General features: G+C 66.2%; 15 protein-coding genes. 12 read left to right on the top strand and 3 right to left on the bottom strand.

Translation table 11 applies throughout. From position 1 onward, the window contains the following. Positions 1-4: 4 nt before the first annotated feature. From OHA70_RS39825 to OHA70_RS38415, 5 genes are all read left to right on the top strand, one after another. Positions 5-685: a polymorphic toxin-type HINT domain-containing protein gene (locus OHA70_RS39825; RefSeq protein ID WP_442913917.1), complete on the top strand. Its 681-nt coding sequence runs from the start codon at positions 5-7 to the stop codon at positions 683-685. Then, entirely contained in the window at positions 639-1,088 is a 450-nt protein-coding gene (locus OHA70_RS38430; RefSeq protein ID WP_328326575.1) for a hypothetical protein, read from the top strand. The genes OHA70_RS39825 and OHA70_RS38430 overlap by 47 nt, the downstream gene beginning before the upstream one ends. Positions 1,089-1,478: 390 nt before the next feature. Next, a complete protein-coding gene (locus OHA70_RS38425; RefSeq protein ID WP_328326573.1) occupies positions 1,479-4,166 on the top strand; it encodes a LamG-like jellyroll fold domain-containing protein in 2,688 nt (895 codons plus the stop codon). A gap of 10 nt (positions 4,167-4,176) precedes the next feature. After that, positions 4,177-10,863: an RHS repeat-associated core domain-containing protein gene (locus OHA70_RS38420; RefSeq protein ID WP_328326571.1), complete on the top strand. Its 6,687-nt coding sequence runs from the start codon at positions 4,177-4,179 to the stop codon at positions 10,861-10,863. 12 nt (positions 10,864-10,875) lie between these two features. After that, the gene (locus OHA70_RS38415; protein ID WP_442913916.1) at positions 10,876-11,262 is read left to right on the top strand and encodes an Imm32 family immunity protein; all 387 of its coding nucleotides are present in this window, start codon (positions 10,876-10,878) and stop codon (positions 11,260-11,262) included. A 53-nt stretch (positions 11,263-11,315) separates the two neighbouring features. On the opposite strand, the gene OHA70_RS38410 is transcribed toward OHA70_RS38415, so the two are convergent. Both OHA70_RS38410 and OHA70_RS38405 read right to left on the bottom strand, forming a co-directional pair. Further along, entirely contained in the window at positions 11,316-12,605 is a 1,290-nt protein-coding gene (locus tag OHA70_RS38410; protein ID WP_328326567.1) for a cyclopropane-fatty-acyl-phospholipid synthase family protein, read from the bottom strand. After that, the gene (locus OHA70_RS38405) at positions 12,602-13,981 is read right to left on the bottom strand and encodes an FAD-binding oxidoreductase (RefSeq protein ID WP_328326565.1); all 1,380 of its coding nucleotides are present in this window, start codon (positions 13,979-13,981) and stop codon (positions 12,602-12,604) included. The genes OHA70_RS38410 and OHA70_RS38405 overlap by 4 nt, the downstream gene beginning before the upstream one ends. Positions 13,982-14,137: 156 nt before the next feature. On the opposite strand from OHA70_RS38405, the gene OHA70_RS38400 reads away from it, so the two are divergent. From OHA70_RS38400 to OHA70_RS38385, 4 genes are all read left to right on the top strand, one after another. Then, positions 14,138-15,067, top strand: coding sequence for a 2-hydroxyacid dehydrogenase (locus OHA70_RS38400; protein ID WP_328326563.1), 930 nt, complete (start codon positions 14,138-14,140; stop codon positions 15,065-15,067). A gap of 79 nt (positions 15,068-15,146) precedes the next feature. Next, positions 15,147-16,238: a WD40/YVTN/BNR-like repeat-containing protein gene (locus OHA70_RS38395; RefSeq protein WP_328326561.1), complete on the top strand. Its 1,092-nt coding sequence runs from the start codon at positions 15,147-15,149 to the stop codon at positions 16,236-16,238. Next, entirely contained in the window at positions 16,238-16,522 is a 285-nt protein-coding gene (locus tag OHA70_RS38390; protein WP_328326559.1) for a ubiquitin-like small modifier protein 1, read from the top strand. The genes OHA70_RS38395 and OHA70_RS38390 overlap by 1 nt, the downstream gene beginning before the upstream one ends. A gap of 259 nt (positions 16,523-16,781) precedes the next feature. After that, positions 16,782-17,153: a hypothetical protein gene (locus OHA70_RS38385; protein ID WP_328326557.1), complete on the top strand. Its 372-nt coding sequence runs from the start codon at positions 16,782-16,784 to the stop codon at positions 17,151-17,153. Positions 17,154-17,193: 40 nt separating this feature from the next. Here OHA70_RS38385 and OHA70_RS38380 read toward each other — a convergent pair whose 3' ends face one another. Continuing rightward, positions 17,194-17,757 carry a CHAP domain-containing protein gene (locus OHA70_RS38380; RefSeq protein WP_328326555.1) on the bottom strand — a complete coding sequence of 188 codons (564 nt, stop codon included), beginning with the start codon at positions 17,755-17,757 and terminating at the stop codon, positions 17,194-17,196. A 105-nt stretch (positions 17,758-17,862) separates the two neighbouring features. Here OHA70_RS38380 and ilvD point away from each other — a divergent pair, with 105 nt between their 5' ends. The 3 genes from ilvD to ilvN all read left to right on the top strand — a co-directional run bounded on the left by ilvD (position 17,863) and on the right by ilvN (position 22,220). Further along, positions 17,863-19,533 (top strand): dihydroxy-acid dehydratase, encoded by a 1,671-nt coding sequence (gene ilvD, locus OHA70_RS38375; RefSeq protein ID WP_328326553.1) that lies wholly within the window; start codon positions 17,863-17,865, stop codon positions 19,531-19,533. 254 nt (positions 19,534-19,787) lie between these two features. Further along, positions 19,788-21,536 carry an acetolactate synthase large subunit gene (locus tag OHA70_RS38370; protein WP_328326551.1) on the top strand — a complete coding sequence of 583 codons (1,749 nt, stop codon included), beginning with the start codon at positions 19,788-19,790 and terminating at the stop codon, positions 21,534-21,536. Then, on the top strand, positions 21,537-22,220 hold the full coding sequence (gene ilvN / locus OHA70_RS38365) for an acetolactate synthase small subunit (RefSeq protein WP_442913857.1): 684 nt from the start codon (positions 21,537-21,539) through the stop codon (positions 22,218-22,220). It abuts the gene before it with no gap. Positions 22,221-22,261: the final 41 nt, after the last annotated feature.

The raw sequence follows: 22,261 nt of genomic DNA, 5'->3' as shown, positions 1-22,261 counted from the left end.
GGTGATGGCCGCCGGCACGCCAGTCGGCAATCGTGCAGGAAAGGGAGTCGTCGGAACTATCGTTGGCCAGGGCGAGAAAGATCTGGCCGATATCTGGATAACGGTGTCCAGGAAGCACGGGAAGAGTTCCCTGGTGCACGTCACCGCCACCTCGGGACATACCTTCTATCTGCCTGAAATCAACAGTTGGGTCAAGGCAGGAGAGCTGCAGGCCGGCGATCGATTGGACGTGATTGGCAAAGACCTGACTGCCATCGTGCGAAGCGTTCAGCGGTATGTCGCGACTGCTCGTGTGTACAACCTGGTGGTTGCTACCATGCATACCTACTATGTCGTGGTCGGTGGCGTCCCGGTCCTCGTGCATAATGGCGAAGACGACCTCTGCAGGCTCACGCTCGGGCCCGAAAGCAAAGCGGAAGGTATCAGTGCGGCGCGGGGTGACAAGGTTCTTCCGCACGAGCAGCGATTCGTCAATGAATCCGGGGACAGAAACGGCTGTCACAGTTGCGGCGCCAAAGTTTCAGGATGGAGCGACGAACATTGGACCGGGGATCATTTTCCTGCACGGTCCATCAGTCCACGGGGGCCGTGGACGCTCTATCCTCACTGCAGGGCCTGCACTTTGTCGCAAGGTGGGTATGTTCGAGGGCTTGGGAAAGGGATTTATGAGTTTCCTCCTGGATAAGTATCTGGTGAACCAAGAGGATCTCTTGGCCTCCGTCTCCTGGCGCTTCGCTCATGGTCTCCTGGTGGTGGAGTCGTCAGACAGCGCGGATCCCCACGAAGGATGGTCGCCGGCAGTCGAGTCTGTACATGCCGGCGCGGACTCGCTGTACGTAGCGGTTCTGCCCGCCGCGAGCGGTTTTGCCACCTTGACCTGCGTTTCGGGAAGCTATCAGCCACCGGGCCTCCGTGCGGCGTTCACTGGCGTGCTGAGATTTTCCGACGCGTCCATGGCGATCACCGATCCAGGCGGTTCCCTGAGCCTGGAGGTGCCCGCTCCCGGCGAGCGGTGTTCGGTAACTCTCTACAGCGATCACCCGGACGAGCCGTCAGAGTTGGTGCTCGTTGTGGCTGAGGCGGCATGAGACCTGCAGGCAGCTGATCGCTGAGGGTCCGACCTCGATCTCAGTTCGAGAGAGGCTCCAGCAGATTCTGGCTGGAGCCTCACTGGACCGGCCTGGCTGGACCTGGGTGTTGGTACGTCCGACGGTGGCTGATTGCAGCTATTGGCAGTGGGTTCGCCTTGTGGGGTGGGGATTCTGCTGCTAGCGGGCCGCTGATTGTATGGGTGAACTGTATAAGTTGTAGGTGTTGGGGGATCGGATTGCTGGCTTAAGGTTCCATCGCATCTGTGGCTCGGGGGAGTCGAGAGCGGTGGGGCTATGGCTGGGTGGACGTTGTCCGTTGGCGGGTATCGGAGGGCCAGGCGTGCTGTGGCGGGGGCTTGTGCCATGGCGGTCGGAGTCTTGGGATGGGTGACCGTTGCGCCCGAGTCCGGGCAAGCGGCTGTTGCCGCGCCTGTGGCGCAGGACCAGGGGCAAGGGGAGCAGACGGCGTCCAAGCGCGCTGTTGATTCCAAGAAGCGGGTCGAGGTGGTGGAGAAGCGCACCGAGACGGCTCGGACGTTCGCCAATCCGGACGGGACCTTCACCCTTGAGCAGAGCAATATCCCGCTGCGGACGAAGCGGGACGGGCAGTGGGTCGATCTCGATGCGTCGCTGAGCAAGGGAGCGGACGGGCGGGTACGGCCCAAGGCGGCCGCGATGGAGATGAGCTTCTCCGGGGGCGGGACCGGCGAGCTCATCTCGATGAAGTCGGACGGCCATGAGCTGACGCTCAGCTGGCCGGTCCCGTTGCCTGAGCCGACCATCAGCGGCGACAACGTCACGTACCAGAACGTCTTTCCTGATGTCGATCTGAAGATCACGGCCGACACCAGCTCTTACAGCGAAGTGCTAGTGGTGAAGACGCCGCAGGCCGCCAGGCTTCCGCAGTTGCAGCGGCTCGACTTCGCGGTGAAGGCGCCCAGTCTCCAGGTCGCGAAGGTGGCTGGTGGGGTCGTGCTGGCCAAGGACAAGTTCGGCAAGGTCATCTTCACCAGCCCGGCGCCGGTGATGTGGGACTCCCGCGGTGCGGGCAAGGCGCCCACCGACGAGGACCGCAGTGAGCTGCCGCTCGAGGGCGACAAGGTCGTACCGGTTCCGCTCGAGGTAGGCAAGAAGTCGCTGAAGGTCAGCCCGGCCGCCGCGCTGGTGAACGATGCCGCGGTCAAGTACCCGATCTACCTCGACCCGGCGTTCCACTCGAGCCAGGTCGGCCGGGCGATGATCAACCAGCACAATCCGACCACCGCTTCCTGGCAGTGGGAGGGGCCGGAGGGCGTCGGCTACCAGGACTTCGAGCCGTGGAGCCGTAAGCGGCTGATCTACCACATGCGGATCGCGGGCCTGCAGTACACGCACATCACGAAGGCCGTCTTCAGCGGCTACGAGACCTGGGCCGCGAGCTGCACCAAGAAGGAGGTGCAGCTGTGGAAGACCTCGGCGATCACTCCCAGCATCACCTGGAACAGCGGCTCCGGCACCGCCACCTGGCTGAAGGAGGTCTCTTCGGTCAACGACGCGGTCGGCAGGGACGGCTGTACGCCGGGTGGCAAGTGGCTCGAGTTCGACGCGACCACGATCATCGCCGAACAGGCCGGGGGCGGAAGCCAGTACGCCTACCTCGGACTCCGCGCGGCCAGTGAGTCCGACCCGACGGCCTGGAAGCGGTTCGGCAAGGCGGTCCGGCTCGACGTCATCTACAACCACGTGCCGACCTTGTCCAATGCGCACGCGACCAGCCCGACGATGGGCTGCCCGACCTCGACCGCACCGGCCAAGGTGAGTCAGAACAGCCCGGTCCCGACGGTCACGATCGTGGACCCGGACCTCCAGCCGTCCAGGGTCGACTTCGAGTTCCGGGTCAGCGGTGCCACGTCGACGCTCTGGACCGGCAGCAGCATGACCAAAGCCAGCGGCAAGTTGAAGGAGTTCAGCCCGGGTGCGGATGTGACCCCGCTCCCCGAGAACCAGCTGATCGGGTGGCGGGCCCGGGCCTACGACGGCATCGACTACTCGGCCTGGTCGGGTTACTGCTGGTTCATCGTCGACATGACCGAGCCGCCGCCGCCGAAAATCACCGTGACCACGACGGCCCCGGACGACGTCTTCCCGCTCCAGCAGCCGATCGACGTCAAGCTCAGCGTCACCACCAACGACCCGAACCACTTCCTGTACGCGATCGACAAGCTGGAGCCGGGGACCGAGTGGGTGCCGATCGACGCGACGAAGAGCGGAACGTTCCGGTTCACCCCGACGAAGGCCGGCCCGCTGGTGATCAGAGCCTGGAGCGTCGACCGGGCGGGCAACCTGAGCAAGGACTCCAACGCCCTCACGATCCGGGTCGAGACAGGTCCGTTCACCGGCCGTTGGTACCTCGACGAGGGCACTGGTACCACCTCGAAGGACACCAGCGGAAAGGCTCACGACTTCACCGTCGGTACACCGGCAAGCTGGGCGCACAGTGACCGCTGGGACTCGACGGCGACCGGCCCGAACGACTGGTCGGTATCCCTGCCAGGCACCTCGTCGATCGCCACCGCCGCGTCGAACATCATCGACACCAGCCGCAGCTTCACCGTCAGCGCGCGGGTGAAGGCCGGCGCCAAGGCGACCCGGCAGGTCGCAGTCAGCGAGGACCGGGCCGGCACCGGCGGCTTCATGCTCGGCTTCGACCACTGGGATCTGACCGATCCCGACGAACGCAAGGCGGTCTGGAGCTTCGCCATCCCGGATCCGGACGGGACCGGTCAGGTCGTCGTCCAGAGCCCGGCGATCGGCTACGAACTCGGTGACTGGATCTATCTCACCGGCTACTACAACTCGGCCGACCGCAAACTCAGTCTGACGCTGGACGACGACGCCTTCGAGACGACCATCGACGTCCCCGGAACCGTGACGGCACCCGACGGTACCGGCCAGCTGCGGATCGGGTCGGCTCTCGACGCCGGGGTCCAGAACCACTTCCTCGACGGACAGGTCGACGACGTCCGGATCTACCCGGGCCCGATCGACGAGGCCGCACTCAGCCAGAACTACGACGACTCCACGCCCACGAGTTGAGGACCTGTTGATGCGAATCAAACGTCGGGCCAACGCGGCCCTGGTGACTGTGCTGGGCGTCAGCCTGGTGGCAGGTATTGCGTCCTACGTCCCGGAGGCCGAGGCGAAGACGCCGTCCCGCCCGGCGCCGGCCGTCAAATCCGAGAAGCCCACGCCGGGCAAGGCCTTCCAGCCGCAACAGGCCGGGGTCGACAAGTCCGCGCAACAGGCCGAAGCCGCCTCGAGGGCCGGGGCGGCGCCGGTCTGGCCGAGCGCGACCAGCACGGCAGCCGGTACGGCCGCAGTGCTGTCTCTGGCAGGGAAGGCGCTGAGCTCGCCGGTCACGGTGACCACGGTTCAGGCCAAGTCGGCCAAGACCGGTACGGCGGTAGCGGCGCAACCGTCGGTGCGGGTCGACGTACTGGATCAGGCGGCGACCACCAAGTTGGGGGTCGAAGGCGTCGTCATCCGGCTGGCCCGTACCGACGCGCAGCCGCAGGCCGCCGGGGTCAAGGTGAACGTCGACTACTCGAAGTTCGCGACGGCCTTCGGTGGTGGGTGGGCGAACCGCCTGCGCCTGGTCGAGCTGAAGTGCACGGCCGGAGGGACCTGCGCCGAGGGCCGAGTCGTGCCGGGCTCGGCGAACGACAGCGACAAGCAGACGGTCACGGCCGAGGTCGCCCTCCCCAATCAGAACCCGCTGGCCAAGAGCGCCGGCACGTCGTTCAGCACCTTCGCCGTCACGGCCGGTGCTTCCGGATCCGCCGGCTCGTACGCCGCGACCCCGCTGGCCCCGTCGTCCGCTTGGAACGTGAGCGTCCAGACCGGTGACTTCAGCTGGAACTATCCGCTACGTGTTCCGCCGGGCACGGCCGGTCCGCGCCCAGATCTGTCGATCGGCTACAGCTCCGGCTCGGTCGACGGACAGATTGCCTCGAGCAACAACCAGACGTCGTGGGTCGGCGAGGGCCACAGCCTCGAGACCGGCTTCATCGAGCGTAAGTACGTGTCCTGCGCGGATGACATGAAGGACAGCAACACCACGACCAAGACCGGCGACCTGTGCTGGAAGACCGACAACGCCGTCCTGTCGCTCGGCGGCCATTCCGGCGAGCTGGTCAAGATGGACGCCAACACCTTCCGGCTCGAGAAGGACGACGGGTCGCGGATCCAGCGCCTGTTCGACGCTGACAACGCCAGTGGCGCCAAGGGTGGCGAGCACTGGCTGGTCACCACGTCGGACGGTACGAAGTACTACTTCGGCAGCAATCCGGTCATCTCCGGGACCGACCGCGCGGACTCGGTCAACACCGTGCCGGTCTTCGGTAACCAGACGGGCGAGCCCTGTCACGCGGCGACCTTCGCCGCGTCGTACTGCCAGCAGGCCTGGCGCTGGAACGTCGACCGGGTGATCGATGTCAACGGCAACCTGATGCGGTACCGGTACGTCAAGGAGAACAACTACTACGGCCGCAACAACAACACCGGCGTATCGCAGTACCAGCGCGCGAGCTACCCCTGGTTCATCGACTACGGCAAGGTGATCGGCGCGACCGAGACCACGACCGTGGCGCCTGCCCGGGTCTGGTTCGACGTCGCCGAGCGCTGCCTGCCCGGCGGTGCGATCACCTGCGCCGAGAACCAGCTGACCGCAGCGAACGCCTACGCCTGGCCGGACACGCCGTTCGACCAGATCTGTACGTCGACCACCAGCTGCCCGAACCGGACCTCGCCGTCGTTCTTCACCCGCAAGCGGCTGGCCAAGATCACCACCGGAATCCGGAACGGTTCGACCTTCTCGCCGGTCGACAGCTGGACGCTGACCCAGGACTACCCGACCTCGAGCGTCGAGAACCGGTCGCTGTTCCTGCGCACGATCACCCATCAGGGACTGGCCGGCGGAACGCTGACCAACCCGTCGGTGTCCTTCGTCGGTATCGACAAGCCCAACCGGGTCGACGCGATCGGCGACGGCGCGCCGGCGATGGTGAAGTGGCGGATCTCCGCGATCGAGTCGGAGTCCGGGCAGGTCACCAACGTCAACTACAGCGACCAGGAGTGCACGTCGTCGGCCCGGCCGGATCCGGCGACCAACACCAAGCGATGCTTCCCGGTTTTCTGGGGGATCGACGGCGCCGAGAAGCCGACGATGCACTGGTTCAACAAGTACGTCGTGACCAGTGTGGTCGTCGACGACATGAGCGCCGACGCACCGGACCAGGGCACCTACTACGACTATCTGGACACCCCGGCCTGGCACTACGACGACAACGAGCTGACCTTGCCGGCGTACCGGAGCTGGGGCGACTGGCGCGGGTACTCCAAGGTCGAGGTCAGGACCGGCGGCCTGGAGCCGGCCGATCAGACGCGAACGCAGTACACCTTCTTCCGCGGTATGAACGGTGACTACTCGAAGGCCGACGGGTCGACCCGCAAGAACGTCAGCGTCACCGACAGCCAGGGCAACGCGCTGGTCGATTCGCCGCGACTCAACGGACTCACCCGCGAGCAGATCACCTACAACGGGGCGAGCGGTCCGGAGGTCAGTGCCACCATCAACACCCCGTGGACCAAGCAGGTCACCTCCCCGCTGGGTGGGGCCGCGACGATGCTGCAGACCAAGTCCACCTCGACCCGGACCCGGCTGAGCGACGGCACGTACCGGATCACCGCACTCGACACCGAGTTCGACGATCTGGGGATGGCGACCGAGATCAACGACCGGGGCGACGTTGCCGCCGGCAACGACGACCGGTGTACCCGGCTCAGCTACGCCCGCAACCTCGATGCGCAGATCCTGACCACGGTCAGCCGGGAGGAGACCGTCTCGGTCGGCTGTGCGGTGACACCGAACCGGCCGGCCCAGGTGATCTCGGACGACCGGACCTTCTATGACGCTCACACGGATCTGAACGCGGCCCCGAGCCAGGGGCTGGTGACCAAGCTCGAGTCGCTGAGCGGCTGGTCGAACGGCCCGCAGTACGAGCAGCGGTCCCGGACCGTGTACGACTCGCTCGGGCGGGTCAAGGAGACGTACGACGGGTTGAACCGGCTGACCAGCAAGGTCACCTTCACGCCGGCGACCGGCGGCCCGGTCACGGCCCGGGCGGTCGAGGACGCGAAGGGGTACGTGAACTCGACCCTGATCGACCCGGCCTTCGGTGCGACGGTCGCCGAGGTCGACCCGAACGGACGGCGTACCGATCTGGCGTACGACGCCTTCGGCCGGCTGACCGGCGTCTGGCTGCCGAACCGGTCGAAGTCCGGCGGCGCGACCGCTTCGATGATCTTCGGGTACTCGTTGTCGAAGACCGCGCCGAACGTGATCACCTCGCAGGAGCTGAAGCCGGACGGGACCTACAAGACGAGCAAGACCCTGTTCGACGGGCAGTTGCGGCAACGTCAGGTCCAGACGCCGGCGGCGACCGGCACCGGTCGGGTACTGGCCGACACCACCTACGACCGGCGCGGCAATGCCAAGACCACGACCGGCCCGTACTTCGACAACAGCTCCGCGCCCTCGAACGTGCTGTTCGACGTCAACGAGGAGAACCTGCCGTCCCAGACGGTGACCACGTACGACGGGGCCAACCGGGCCGTCCTGGAGAGTTTCGAGGTCCAGGGGCACGAGCGGTGGAAGACCCAGACCAGCTACGGCGGCAACACAGTCACGGTCATTCCGCCGACCGGTGGCACCACCACGACTCAGGTGCTCGATGCCCGGGGCAAGCTCAGTGAGCTGCGGCAGTACCACGGAGTCGCTGCGACCGGTGACTACGACTCAACGAAGTACACCTACACGCCGGACGAGCAGCTGGACACGGTGACGAACGCCGAGGGCAGCGTCTGGCGGTACGGGTACGACCTGCGCGGACGGCAGATCAGCTCGGTCGATCCGGACAAGGGCACCACGACGACGACGTACGACGCCGCGGACCGGGTGACCTCGACCAAGGACGCGCGCGGTCAGCAACTGTTCCTGTCGTATGACGAGCTGGACCGCAAGACGGCTGTCCGCAGTGGCTCGGCAACCGGTCCGGTGCTGGGGTCGTGGGTGTACGACACGCTCGGCAAGGGGCTGCTGACCTCGTCGACCCGGACGATCAACGGCAACAACTACGTATCGGCCGTGACTGCGTACGACTCGCTGGACCGGCCGACCGCCACCCAGGTCGTCATCCCGGCGTCCGAGGGCAAGCTGGCCGGCACCTATGCGTCGACGACCAGCTTCAACCCGGACGGCAGCGTCAACAAGGCGAAGCTGCCGACGACGCCGGGGTTGCCGGACGAGACGATCGAGATGAAGTACGACGAGTTCGGCAATGTCCGCGGGATGGGTGGTTGGCAGTCGTACGTCTCCGCGGTGAAGTACAGCGAGTACGGCGACACGCTGCAGTACACGATGGGGCAGAAGTCGGAGTTGTCGATCTGGCAGTCCTTCGCGTACGAGCAGGGAACGCGCCGGCTCCAGCAGATGTCGGTGGATCGCAGCGGGCAGGTGCCGTCGGACGACAAGTTCGACTACACCTACGACAACGCGGCCAACGTGACGTCGGTGACCCACACGATGGGTGCCACGGTCGACCGCCAGTGCTTCACCAACGACTACCTCCGGCGTACGACGGAAGCCTGGACGCCGGCCGGTAGCTGCGCGGACGCCCGATCGGCCTCGACGTTGGGTGGGCCGGCGCCGTACTGGCAGTCCTATCGCTTCGATGCGTCGGGCAACCGCACGTCGCTGATCGACCACAAGGCGGCAGGCGACACGACGTCGACCTCCGCCTATCCCGCCGCTACAGCTGCCCGGCCGCACGCGGTCACTGGCGTGAACACCGCGGGGCCGGCCGGTACGTCGGCCGACACCTACGGCTATGACGCCTCGGGCAACATGTCCACGCGGACGGTTGGTGGAGATACCGACGCCTTTGCCTGGGATGTCGAGGGGCACCTGGCGTCCGTCTCCGGTCCTGGCGGGGATACCAGCTATGTGTATGACGCAGAGGGCAGCCGCCTGATCCGTCACGACCCCAAGGGCGCCACGCTCTACCTGCCGTCGGCGGAGGTGCGCTGGGACAAGGCGGCCGACACGGTCTCGTCGACGCGCTACTACGAGTTCAACGGCTCGACCGTCGCGATGCGGAGCAACAGTCAGTCGGTCGAGTACCTGATGTCGGACCCGCAGGGCACCGCATCGGTCTCGGTCGACGGCCTGACCGCAGCGGTCTCTCGGCGGTACATGGACCCGTTCGGCAACACCCGCGGTACGACGTCGCCCACCTGGGACCCGAACGCCCACGGCTTCGTCAACGGGGTGGACGATCCGTCGACCGGGCTCACCCACCTGGGCGCCCGGGAGTACGACTCGAAACTCGGCCGCTTCATCAGCGTCGACCCGCTGATCGACGTCACCGACCCGATCACGCTGAACGGCTACCGCTACGGCAACAACAACCCGGCCACCTTCAGCGACCCCGACGGCCTGAAGGAACTCTTCCCCGACGACCCCGGTAACGACGGCGTGCACGCACCCCGCCTGCACTACAAGCCGCCGAAAACCCCCACCTACGAACAGGTCAAGGCCCAGAACCGCCACGAGGCGGTCCAGCAGATCAGCCACCACAAGAAGGCGAAGGAAGAAGCCAAACAACGCATCAAGAAGGTCGTCAAGGACCTGGTCAAGATCGTCGCCGACGAACTGGGCATCACTGACGCCCTCAACTGCTTCACCAACGGCGACGTAGGCGCCTGCATCTCCACCGGCGTAACCGTCCTCTCCTCCTTCGTCGGCGGCATAGCCGGCAAGCTAGTCAGCAAATACCTCCTCCACGCCAAAAAAGCCTGGAAACTAATAGGCCGAATAAAAGGCCTGGTAGACGAAATGCTCGACGGCATCAAGGGCGTCCGCAAAGCCGAAGAAGAACTCCACAAGGCCGAAGCGGTGGTCGGCGAAACCTGCTCGATCAACTCCTTTGCACCCGGAACGCTGATCTTGCTGGCCGACGGCTCCCGAAAGCCGATCGAGAAGCTCAGGCTGGACGACAAGGTCATGGCGACCGATCCCGCATCGGGCGAGACCTCGGCCGAGCCGGTGGTCCGGACGATCATCGGTCAGGGGTCGAAGGACTTGGTGGACATCTCAGTCGCCGTCGTGGGCGCAGATGGGCTGAAGCGGTCCGCTGTCTTGACGGCGACTGCCGGACACTCCATCTACGTCCCCGACAGAGCCAAGTGGATCAATGCGTCGCAACTGACTCCGGGCAGCCGATTCGAGAGTTTCGGTACCGATGGTGGCGTGGTGGTCACCTCAGTGCGGCGGTACCAGGCAGTCGCAAGGGTCCATAACCTGACTGTTGCCAACATCCACACCTACTATGTGATGACCGGCTCAGTTCCGGTTCTGGTGCACAACTGCAAGATCTCGATGGATACCGCCATTGATCGGGCCATCGATCATGTCGGTGATGGCGCATCTGTCGGGCGATCGGGCAGTGGAGCAGTTCAGTTCATCTCGCAGTCGGTTGATGAGAGCGGATCCACGATTACGAAGATCGCGCGTTTCGATGTGAATCCCAAGAGTGCGCACGTCAAGAAGCTCGGAGAGCATCTGAATCTGGAAACCCAGATCAACGGCCGGACAGTGAGAGAAGGCCCGTTAAGGGATCCGCACACTCCGATCGACGTTTCGACGGTCCGGAAGGGAGACTATTTTGACAAGTGAGGTGACCGGGTGATGCACCTGCTCTACGCGTCTCGAACCGGTGAATTCGAGTTGAGCGGAAGGCGCTCCGAATTTGCGATGCTGGCCGACCTACTGAAAACTGGGAGCGGCGAGATTGTGCTCGAACCAGTTGCGGATCCACGACCGTACGACGGGGCGTTGGAGCGCCTCGTCGTGAGGGCGGCCGGCGAGTTGTTGGTCAGCCTCCGCGCTGAGCCCGTTTCAGGTGTGCTGGAATTTGTTGGAGGTGCGAAGTATCTGGCCCTTCTTGGCGAAAACTTCGAGTCGTTCGCTGTCGAGTCGGCGGGGCCGGGGGACAACTTCCATCTCGAATACTACGAGGGCCATTTCTATCTGGCCGCTGACTCGGTGCCGCTGGTCGTAGCCATGATCGGTTGAGTCCAAGAGCAGGGGTCTCTGCCTGGTCGGCAGAGACCCCTTGTGTAACCGGTTCAGCTGCCCCAGGTTGGGCGCAAGGGGAAGTGGGCGTTGGCTTGGTCGTCTAGTTTTACGGCTAGGACCTGGTGGAGTTGGGTGTTGTTGCGTTCGAAGCCGACTTGGCAGGCTGCTAGGTACAAGCCCCAGACCTTTGCGGTGGGGTAGCCGACTTCGGCGACGGCTTCGTCCCAGTGGGCTACAAGGTTGTTGGACCAGGCGTTGAGGGTTAGGGCGTAGTGCTCTCTGAGGTTTTCTTCGTGGCGGACTTCGAAGCCGGCGTCTTGGGCGTCGGCGATTATGCGGCCGGAGCCGATTAGTTCGCCGTCGGGGAAGATGTAGCGGTCTATGAAGGCGCCGGTGGGGCGGTAGCGGTTGTCTGGGCGGGTGATGGAGTGGTTCAGGAGGCGGCCGCCGGGCTTCAGGTGGTCTAACAAGAAGCCGAAGTAGGACGGGTAGTTGCGGACGCCGATGTGTTCGGTGAGGCCGATGGAGCTGATGGCGTCGAAGTTGGTTTCCGAGACGTCTCGGTAGTCGGAGAAGCGGACTTCGGCTAGGTCCTCTAGGCCTTCGCGTTTGATCGCGGCTTGGGCCCACTCGGCTTGGGCGGCTGAGAGGGTTACGCCTAGGGACTTCACGCCGTACTCGCGGGCCGCGTGGCGGACCATGCCGCCCCAGCCGCAACCTACGTCCAGCAGGCGTTGGCCGGGTTTGAGGTCCAGCTTGCGGGCTACCAGGTCGTACTTTTCGAACTGGGCTTCTTCGAGGGTTGCGTCGGCGGTCGGGTAGACGGCGCAGGTGTACGTCATCGACGGGCCGAGGATGTACTCGTAGAAGGTGTTCGAGACGTCGTAGTGGTGGTGGATCGCGGCCTTGTCGCGGGTCTTCGAGTGGCGGAGGCCTTCGAAGGTGCGGCGCCACTTGGGCAGGTGCTCCTGCGGCGGCGGGGGCGGCGGCTTGAGGTGGCTCCAGCCGAGGCCGCGGACGATGCGCAGCGCCTCCGACGGGGTCGGGCGCTCGAAGTGGACGTGGTTGAGCATCATCTTCATCAGGTCGTACGGGTTGCCCGGATGGATGCCCTTGATCTCCAGATCGCCTTGCACGTAGGCGCGAACGAGTCCGAGGTCACCGGGAGCCGTCAACACATACGACAGGCCGCGTTCGGTGGCCAGGTGCATGTGGATCGGGGAGTCTTCGGGTCCGGTCGCGCTGCCGTCGTACGCGGTGAAGCGGAAGGGAAGTCCTTCGGGCGCCACCGCGGTGAGCGCTGCTGCGATCGAAATCTGCGTCGGGATCGTTGCCGTCATCGGCGCGTCACCGCCTTCTCGTAGAGCCCGGTGAGCCGGGCGTCGGGGTCGTAGCGTTCTTTCACCGCGGTCAGCGCCGGTACGTTGTAGAGCCGGTCAAAGGTGTCACGGTCGTAGTAAGCGTCGGAGTACAAGGACTTATGCCCGTCGAAGTCGGCGACCGCCGCCTCGATGCGCCGGTTCACGTCACCGTCGGCGGCGCCAGGAGCGATCGCGACGGTGCCCCAGAAGCCCACGTTGACATAGGTCTCGCCGGGCTCGAGCGGGTAGAGAGGCCAGGCCGAGGAGCCGCGCAGGCGCAGCGGGCACAGCCAGACCGGGCGCATCCCCACCTCGGCGTCGAACCAGCGCAGGAAACCGGCCAGTCGCGACGCCGGGATCTCCACGTCCTGGACGACCCGCTCGCGGTCCGGGTTGCCGCGCCGGCGATTGATGCGCGCGGCAACTTGATGGCGGTTCTCCAGGCCGATGATCTTGTGGTAGACGTCGCTGCGCCTCAGCCTGCGCGGCCAGACCCGCCGGATATAAGGGTTCTGCGCGCCGAAGGCCGCCGAGCACCAGAACCAGTCGGTGTCCCAGCGCCACAGATAGTCGTGCGCGGTCAGCGCATCGGTCGATCGTTGCTGGATCGACTTGTAGAAGATCTGCTGACCGGTGTAGTCACTCACCTGTACTGCGGTATCGCTGTTCCGTCCCAGTGTCAGATACGCCTCGTCGGGGCTGAACGCGACGCCGTCGACGAAATGCACCGGCTCGCCCGCATACGTGCCGTCGGCAACGATCGACTCGATGGCCGGCCCGAGCTCGTCCAGGCCGAGCCGGACGTGCCGCAGGGCGACGTACGGGGAGATGCGGTCGAGCTCGATCCGCAGGCGGGTCGCGTAGCCGAGGGAGCCGTACGAATTGGGGAAGGTGCGGAACAGTTCGGCGTGCTCGCCGTCGGGGCGGGCGGTGACGATCTCGCCGTCGCCGGTGAGGATGTCCATCTCGAGCACTGATTCGTGCGGGAGACCAGCCCGGTATGACGAGGACTCGATGCCTAGGCCGGTCACGGCGCCGCCGAGCGTGATCGTGCGCAGCTGAGGGACCACCATTGGCGTCAGGCCGTGCGGGAGAGTCGCGGCGACCAGGTCCTCGTACGTGCACATGCCCTGTACGTCGGCGGTGCGGCCGACCGGATCGACGGAGATCACCCCGGTCAGCCCGGAGACGTCCAGGCCCGGGGTGTCGACCGCGGTTCTGGGCCGGAACAGGTTGGAGCTGCGCTTCGCGAGGCGGACCGGTGCCCCCGCCGGGATGCGCTGGTAGGACGACCGCAGCCGCCCGACGGCCTGATCGTGATCGAGAGTCGAGGCCAGATCCGATGTCGTAGGCACCTGTTCAGAGTACGACGCGAAATTGTCGTCGGCACGGAATTCTCCGTGCACTTCTAGTGCACTTGGAGTGCACTTTAGGACCACTCGATCCAGTGGTCCTGTGGATCGAGCGGGAGGTCGCTTCATCCTGTCCGTGCAGGCGAGTAAGTTGCGGGCATGGGTGATTTGGTGAAGGCATTGCTGCCGTGGGAGGACCCGGACGGGTTCCTCGGAGGGCTGCCCGCGGGCGTCGACGCGCAGTACTACGCAGGCGGCGCGCGGCCGGCGCTGGACGCTGTCGAGTTCTACGTGCCGAGCTACATGGGGTCGTCCGAGGTCATCGAGGTCATCGCCGAGATGCCCGCGTTGAAGGTCATCCAGACCCAGACGGCCGGCTTCGAGAACCTGCTGCCGCAACTCCGGGACGGCGTCACCTTGTGCAACGCGCGGGGTGTGCACGACGCGTCGACGGCCGAGTTGGCGGTCGGGCTGATTCTGGCGTCGTACCGCCGGTTGCCGCAGGCGGTGAGGAACCAGGAGCACGGCGAGTGGCCGTCGTCGTACCAGGAGCTGGACGACTCGCTCGCCGACCGGACCGTGCTGATCCTCGGATACGGCTCGATCGGGGAGGCGTTGGAGCGGCGGCTGGACGGGTTCGAGTGCGACATCATCCGCGTCGCGCGAAGGGCCCGCGAAGGCGTCCACCCGATCACCGACCTGCCAGACCTGCTGCCGCGCGCCGATGTCGTCGTCCTGCTGACACCTGCGACGCCCGAGACGCGGGGGATGGTCGACGCCAAGTTCCTCGCTCGGCTCAAGGACGGCGCGCTGTTGATCAACGTCGCCCGCGGCGTCGTGGTCGACACGGAGGCGCTGCTCGCCGAGTTGACCACCAAGAGGATCAGCGCTGCCGTCGACGTGACGGATCCCGAGCCGCTGCCCGCGGGCCATCCGCTCTGGTCCGCGCCCAACATCCTCATCAACCCGCATCGCGGCGGCGCCTCGACCGCCTTCGCTCCGCGCGTCGCCCGACTGGTACGAGCCCAACTCGAGCGGTACGTCACCGGCGTACCGCTGATCAACGTCGTCGCGGGGCCGCCGCGCTGACCTGACCCGTTGCGCGGTGCCGCAGCCGCGCAGACCGACCGCGCGGTACACCTGTGCAGACTGATGGAGATGGACAAAGATGTCCGAGACCGTGTTGCTGATCGGGACCAAGAAGGGGCTCTGGATCGGCCGGAGCGACACCGAGCGCCGCGAGTGGACACTCGACGGGCCGAAGTTCGAGATGCAGGGGATCTACTCGGTCGGCATCGACACGCGTGGCGAGCGGCCGCGGCTCTTCGCGGGTGGCACCAGCGAGCACTGGGGGCCGGCCGTCTTCCACTCCGACGACCTCGGCCAGACGTGGGACGAGCCGCCGGAGGGCTCGATCGGCTTCAAGACCGGTGACGACGCATCGCTGGAGCGCGTCTGGCAGATCCAGCCTGCGCCGGAGGACCAGCCCGGAGTCGTGTACGCCGGTGCGCAACCGTCCTCGCTCTGGAGGTCGACCGATGGTGGAGTCCGCTTCGAGTTGGTCCGCGGGTTGTGGGATCACCCGCATCGCAAGGACTGGGGTGCGGGATTCGGCGGCCAGGCGATCCATACCGTGCTGCCGCATCCGACTGATCCGCAAGGGATGAGCGTCGCGATGTCGACCGGTGGCGTCTACCAGACGGCCGACGGGGGCGAGTCGTGGGAGCCGGCGAATCACGGCATCAAGGCGTACTTCATGCCTGACCCGGATCCGGAGTTCGGCCAGTGTGTGCACAAGCTTGCCGGGCATCCCGACGTACCGGAGCGGTTGTTCGCCCAGAACCATCATGGTGTCTACCGCTCGGACGATGGTGGCGTGATCTGGAAGTCGATCGCGGACGGACTGCCGTCGGACTTCGGGTTCCCGATCGTGGTGCATCCGCATGAGCCGGCGACCGTCTATGTCTTCCCGTTGATCGCGGACGGCAACCGGATCCCGACCGACGCGAAATGCCGCGTCTATCGCTCTCGTGATGCCGGTGCGACCTGGGAGGCGCTCACGAATGGCCTGCCGGACGTTCCGTCATATGCGCCGGTACTACGCGACGCTCTGTGCGTGGACCAAGCGGACCCGGCTGGGGTGTACGTCGGAACGCGTGATGGGTGTGTCTACGCGAGCGCGGATGCCGGCGACAACTGGACCGAGGTGGCTCGCCATCTGCCCGACGTACTGACCGTGCGCGCGGCGGTGCTCGGCTGATGTCCGTGGCGGTCAAGCTCCCGACGGTGCTGAGACCGTTCGCCGGGGGAGCGGAGCGGGTGGAGGTCGACGTCTCCGGCGAGGTAACTGTGGGCTCGGTCTTCGCCGTGCTGGAGACGGAGCATCCCGCGTTGCGTCGTCGCCTGACCGATGAGCAAGGCGCCCTCCGCCGTCACGTCAACGTCTTCCTCGGCAACGACAACATCCGCGACCTCAACGCCCTCGACACCAAGCTCTCCGACGGCGACGAACTCCTCATCCTCCCCAGCGTCGCCGGCGGCTGACGAATCGGAGGCGTTGCGGGGTTCGTGAAGCGGAGGCGTCCCCGTCGCGGGTGGTCGGTGAAGGCCGGGCGCTCGCGTCGCGGGTGGTTGGCGAAGGAAGGCGTCCGCGTCGTGGGTGACCAGGGAGCGCTCGTCCGGGGCCTGGCAGGCGGTTGATCTGATGGCCGCGGAGATGGGTGATCCGGGTCGGCTGGGATGGGTGATCCGGGGCGGGGATGGCTGATCCGAGAGCCGGCGGAATGGCTGATCCGGTGTGGGTGTGGGCTTCGTAGTGGGTGGCATGACGATGTGGCGGTTGTTTGCGGATGTGGATGGCAAGGCTCGGTTTGAGGGGTGGGGGCCGGAGTTGTTGCCTGCGGTGCCGGGGGTGGGGGAGTTGAGTGCTTCGGCGCCGCTCAAGGCGTCGGCCGCGATGGTGGTGCGGGGGCCGGCGGGTGGGGGGCATCCTGAGCAGCCGGAGGCGGGGCGGCGGCTGGTCGTAGTACTGGCTGGTGAGTGTGAGGTGACTGCGTCCGGGGAGACGGTGATCGGGCGGCCGGGAGATGTGCTGCTGGTGGAGGACACCACGGGGACCGGGCACTCCAGCAGGTCTGCGACCGGCTTCGAAGCTTTGATGCTCGTTCTGGACTGAGGAGCGGCCATCCAGGCACGTTGGATGGCCAACCAGAGATCTACTGCGCGGCGACCCAGCCGTAGATGTTGCCGGGACGCCCGGCGGCCTTGGCGTGGGTCGGGTCGAACGGGCCGAACTTCCGTACTGCGTTGCTCGCGTTGCCCTCGACCGTGGTGATCTTGCCGTTGCCGACAGCAACCACTACACCGGTGTGCACGCTGGTGTTCGTGTTCTGCGGCCCGGTGCCGTAGAGCACGATGTCACCCGGCTGCATACCGGTGTTGGTCGAGTGCGCGCGCCCCTTGCCCTGGCCCCAGGTGTAGATGTCACCGGTGAAGCCGTAGTTGGGGATGGTGATCCCGGCCTGCCGCCAGGTCCAGGTCGCGAAGTGCGCGCACCAGGCCTCGCACGGACCGTACGGGTTGCAGTTGCTGCCGGGTGGCGTCTCGCCCTGCCCGATCTCACCGTTGGCGGCGTCGACGATCGCAGTACGCACATCAGCAACAGCAGGCAAAACAGCAGGGACAGCAGCCGGTACCGCCGCCGCCGTGACCGAACTCGCCGAGAGCAGTGCACCACCCAGCAACAGGGCGGGCGCGAGCTTCTTCCAGGGAGGGCGCATCGTAGGAACTCCTTCGGTAGGTGATGGAACACCAGCCACCTTGTTACATACCTACCGACTTTGGCAACCCATAGTAATTATTTGACTACGGAATAGAGTGACCCCATGGTTGATATCAAGCCGAGAAGCCGCACGGTCACCGATGGGCTGGAGGCGACGGCCTCGCGGGGCATGTTGCGGGCCGTCGGGATGGGGGACGACGACTGGGCCAAGCCGCAGATCGGGGTCGCCTCGAGCTGGAACGAGATCACCCCGTGCAACCTGTCCCTCGACCGGCTCGCGAAGGCGGTCAAGGACGGCGTGCACGCGGCCAAGGGGTATCCGCTCGAGTTCGGCACGATCAGCGTGTCCGACGGCATCTCGATGGGCCACGTCGGCATGCACTACTCGCTGGTCAGCCGCGAGATCATCGCCGACTCGGTCGAGACGGTGATGGAGGCCGAGCGGCTCGACGGATCCGTCCTGCTGGCCGGCTGTGACAAGTCGCTGCCGGGCATGCTGATGGCCGCGGCCCGACTCGATCTGGCGAGTGTCTTCCTGTACGCCGGATCGATCATGCCCGGCAAGCTCGGGGACAAGGACGTCACCATCATCGACGCCTTCGAGGCCGTCGGCGCGTGTGTGCGCGGGCTGATCACCCGCGAGGAGGTCGACGCCGTCGAGCGCGCGATCTGCCCGGGGGAGGGCGCCTGCGGTGGCATGTACACGGCGAACACGATGGCCTCCGCGGCCGAGGCGCTCGGGATGTCGCTGCCCGGCTCGGCAGCACCGCCTGCGGTCGACCGACGTAGAGACGGTTTCGCCCGCAAGTCAGGCGAGGCGGTGGTCAACCTGCTCACAAAAGGGATCACGGCAAGGCAGATCCTCACCAAGGAAGCGTTCGAGAACGCGATCGCCGTCGTGATGGCGCTCGGCGGTTCGACCAACGCCGTCCTTCACCTGCTCGCGATCGCCCGCGAGGCCGAGGTCGACCTCACCCTCGACGACTTCAACCGGGTCGGCGACAAGGTCCCGCACCTGGGCGACCTGAAGCCGTTCGGCCGGTACGTGATGACGGATGTCGACCGCGTCGGCGGCATCCCGGTCGTCATGCGCGCGCTGCTCGACGCCGGTCTATTGCACGGTGACTGCATGACGGTGACCGGCAAGACGATGGCCGAGAACCTCGCCGACATCGCCCCGCCGGACGTCGACGGCACGATCATCCGCGCGCTGGACAAGCCGATCCACGGCACCGGTGGCATCACCATTCTCAAGGGCAGCCTCGCCCCGGATGGTGCCGTGGTGAAGAGCGCCGGCTTCGACGAGGACGTCTTCGAAGGTACTGCGCGCGTCTTCGACGGCGAGCGCGGTGCGATGGACGCCGTCGGCGAACTCAAGCCCGGCGACGTCGTGGTGATCCGCTACGAAGGTCCGAAGGGCGGCCCGGGGATGCGCGAGATGCTGGCCGTCACCGGCGCGATCAAGGGCGCCGGCCTCGGCAAGGACGTGCTGCTGCTGACCGACGGCCGCTTCTCCGGCGGTACTACGGGACTCTGCGTCGGCCACGTCGCGCCCGAGGCGGTCGACGGCGGCCCGATCGCGTTCGTCCGCGACGGCGACCGGATCACCCTGGACGTCAAGAACCGCACCCTCGACCTGCACGTGGATGCCGATGAGCTGCAACGGCGCAGCGAGGGTTGGACGCCCAAGGAGCCCGCGATCACCAGGGGCGTGCTGGGCAAGTACCGGCGACTTGTCACCTCCGCCTCTCAAGGCGCTGTCTGCATCTCCTAAACTGGCTTAAACGTAAGACGGCCGTCTCAACTCATGAGATGGACCTGTGTCAGGCTTGACCGGATCGAGAGGAGTCGGCGAAGGTGACTGCATGCGATCGATTCTTCTCGTACTTGTGCGGCGCGCCGACTGACGCGACCTTCGAGTCGAGCGCGCCCCCTTCAGCCCACCCGGCGGAGGGGGCTTTTTCTTTGTATCGGCCGCAGTCTTTTGTCTGGCAGTAGTAGCAGCAGTGACGACCAAGGGAAGGCACCATGAGTGAGCAGCTGACCGGAGCACAGGCTCTGATCCGCGCACTGGAACATGCCGGAGTGGACACCGTCTTCGGCATCCCGGGCGGCGCGATCCTCCCGGCGTACGACCCGATGCTCGACTCGACCCAGATCCGCCACATCCTGGTACGTCACGAGCAGGGCGCCGGCCACGCAGCCCAGGGCTACGCCTCGGCGACCGGCAAGACCGGCGTCTGCATGGCGACCTCGGGCCCGGGCGCGACCAACCTGGTGACGCCGATCGCCGACGCGTACATGGACTCGGTGCCGATGGTCGCGATCACCGGCCAGGTGGCCAGCGCGGCGATCGGTACGGACGCCTTCCAGGAGGCGGACATCCGCGGCATCACGATGCCGATCACCAAGCACAACTTCCTGGTCAACGACCCGAACGAGATCGCCAGTACGATCGCCGAGGCCTTCCACATCGCGAGCACCGGCCGCCCCGGCCCGGTCCTGGTCGACGTGACCAAGGACGCCATGCAGGCGATGGTCGACTTCCGCTGGCCGACCGAGCTCTCGCTACCCGGCTACCGCCCGGTGACCCGCCCGCACCCCAAGCAGGTGCGCGAGGCGGCCCGCCTGATCGCCGCCGCGGAGAAGCCGGTCCTGTACGTCGGCGGCGGCGTGATCCGCGCCAAGGCACACGTCGAGCTGAAGGAACTGGCCGAGCAGCACGGCATCCCCGTCGTCACCACGCTGATGGCACGGGGTGCGCTGCCCGACACGCACGAGCTGCACTTCGGCATGCCGGGCATGCACGGTTCGGTCTCGGCCGTCGGTGCGCTGCAGCGGTCCGACCTGCTGATCTGCCTGGGCGCCCGCTTCGACGACCGGGTGACCGGCAAGCTGAGCTCGTTCGCGCCCGAGGCCAAGGTGATCCACGCGGACATCGACCCGGCCGAGATCGGCAAGAATCGGCACGCCGACGTCCCGATCGTGGGTGACTGCAAGGAGGTCATCGTCGATCTGATCGCGGCGCTGAACAGCGAGATCGCGAGCAACGGCAAGACCCCGGACTACTCCACCTGGCGCGCCCAGCTCGAGGCGGTCCGGGCGAAGTACCCGGTCGGCTTCGACGAGCCGGAGGACGGCAGTCTGTCCCCGCAGCACGTGATCCAGCGGATCGGCCAGATCGCCGGACCGGACGCGATCTACACCAGCGGCGTCGGCCAGCACCAGATGTGGGCCGCGCACTACCTGCCGTTCGAGAAGCCGATGCACTGGCTGAACTCCGGCGGCCTCGGCACCATGGGGTACTCCGTGCCCGCGGCGATGGGCGCGAAGGTCGCGCGGCCGGACAAGACCGTCTGGGCGATCGACGGCGACGGCTGCTTCCAGATGACGAATCAGGAGCTCGTCACCTGCGCGCTGGAGGGCATCCCGATCAAGGTCGCGGTGATCAACAACCAGTCGCTGGGCATGGTCCGGCAGTGGCAGACGCTGTTCTACGACAAGCGGTACTCCAACACCGACCTGCACTCGGCCCGGATCCCGGACTTCGCCAAGCTGGCCGAGGCGATGGGCTGCGTCGGGCTGCGCTGCTCCGACAAGGAGTCGGTCGACGCCACCATCGACAAGGCGATGTCGGTCACCGATCAGCCGGTCGTGGTCGACTTCGTCGTGCACCGCGACGCAATGGTCTGGCCGATGGTGGCGGCCGGCAGCAGCAACGACGACATCCAGTTCGCCCGCGACCTGGCCCCGCAGTGGGATGGGGAGGAGCTGTAAATGTCCAAGCACACCCTGAGCATCCTGGTCGAGAACAAGCACGGTGTTCTGGCTCGGGTCGCGGCGCTCATCTCGCGCCGCGGGTTCAACATCGACTCACTGGCCGTCGGCCCGACCGAGCACCCCGAGGTGTCCCGGATGACCATCGCGGTCAGCGTGGACGAGCAGCCTTTGGAGCAGATCACCAAGCAGCTGAACAAGCTGATCAACGTGATCAAGATCGTCGAGCTCGAGCCGACCGCCACCGTGCAGCGTGAACTGCTGCTGGTGAAGGTCAAGGCGGACACCCTGAGCCGCGGACAGGTGCTGGAGACCGTCCAGCTGTTCCGTGCGAAGGTGGTGGACGTCGCGCCGGACGCGATCACCATCGAGGCCACCGGTAACCCCGAGAAGCTCGAAGCCATGCTCCGGGTGCTGGAACCCTTCGGCGTCCGCGAGCTGGTTCAGTCCGGCATGGTCGCGATCGGGCGGGGCAGCCGCTCCATCTCCGACCGCACCCTGCGCCCGGTCCCGGTACCGCCGCCACACGTGGCGACCGGGTCCCCGACGCTGCAGGCCCGCCCGGCCGGTACGACCAACGGCACCCCGAGCGCCCCGAGCACACCGGCCAACCCGGCCAACCCGAATCACCCGGTGCCGCACCCGCCGCCGGGTCACCGTCCCGCTCCCGCCCGCCAGGCCTGAGCTACAACCCTCATCAAAAAGAAATCAAGGAGACGAGCTCC

Origin of the sequence: Kribbella sp. NBC_00382 (assembly GCF_036067295.1) — a bacterium.
In the GTDB taxonomy this organism is placed as follows: Bacteria; Actinomycetota; Actinomycetes; order Propionibacteriales; family Kribbellaceae; genus Kribbella.
Note: the sequence above shows the minus strand (reverse complement) of the source record. Positions and strands in the feature narration are given on the sequence as shown.

Bases quoted from the DNA above. Each gene is read 5' to 3' on its own strand.
- ilvD (WP_328326553.1), top strand. From the start codon at position 17,863: ATGGTTGATATCAAGCCGAGAAGCCGCACGGTCACCGATGGGCTGGAG.
- OHA70_RS38420 (WP_328326571.1), top strand. From the start codon at position 4,177: ATGCGAATCAAACGTCGGGCCAACGCGGCCCTGGTGACTGTGCTGGGC.
- OHA70_RS38390 (WP_328326559.1), top strand. From the start codon at position 16,238: ATGTCCGTGGCGGTCAAGCTCCCGACGGTGCTGAGACCGTTCGCCGGG.
- OHA70_RS38400 (WP_328326563.1), top strand. From the start codon at position 14,138: ATGGGTGATTTGGTGAAGGCATTGCTGCCGTGGGAGGACCCGGACGGG.
- OHA70_RS38370 (WP_328326551.1), top strand. From the start codon at position 19,788: ATGAGTGAGCAGCTGACCGGAGCACAGGCTCTGATCCGCGCACTGGAA.
- OHA70_RS38415 (WP_442913916.1), top strand. From the start codon at position 10,876: ATGCACCTGCTCTACGCGTCTCGAACCGGTGAATTCGAGTTGAGCGGA.
- OHA70_RS38430 (WP_328326575.1), top strand. From the start codon at position 639: ATGTTCGAGGGCTTGGGAAAGGGATTTATGAGTTTCCTCCTGGATAAG.
- ilvN (WP_442913857.1), top strand. From the start codon at position 21,537: ATGTCCAAGCACACCCTGAGCATCCTGGTCGAGAACAAGCACGGTGTT.
- OHA70_RS38410 (WP_328326567.1), bottom strand. From the start codon at position 12,605: ATGACGGCAACGATCCCGACGCAGATTTCGATCGCAGCAGCGCTCACC.
- OHA70_RS38395 (WP_328326561.1), top strand. From the start codon at position 15,147: ATGTCCGAGACCGTGTTGCTGATCGGGACCAAGAAGGGGCTCTGGATC.
- OHA70_RS38380 (WP_328326555.1), bottom strand. From the start codon at position 17,757: ATGCGCCCTCCCTGGAAGAAGCTCGCGCCCGCCCTGTTGCTGGGTGGT.
- OHA70_RS39825 (WP_442913917.1), top strand. From the start codon at position 5: ATGGCCGCCGGCACGCCAGTCGGCAATCGTGCAGGAAAGGGAGTCGTC.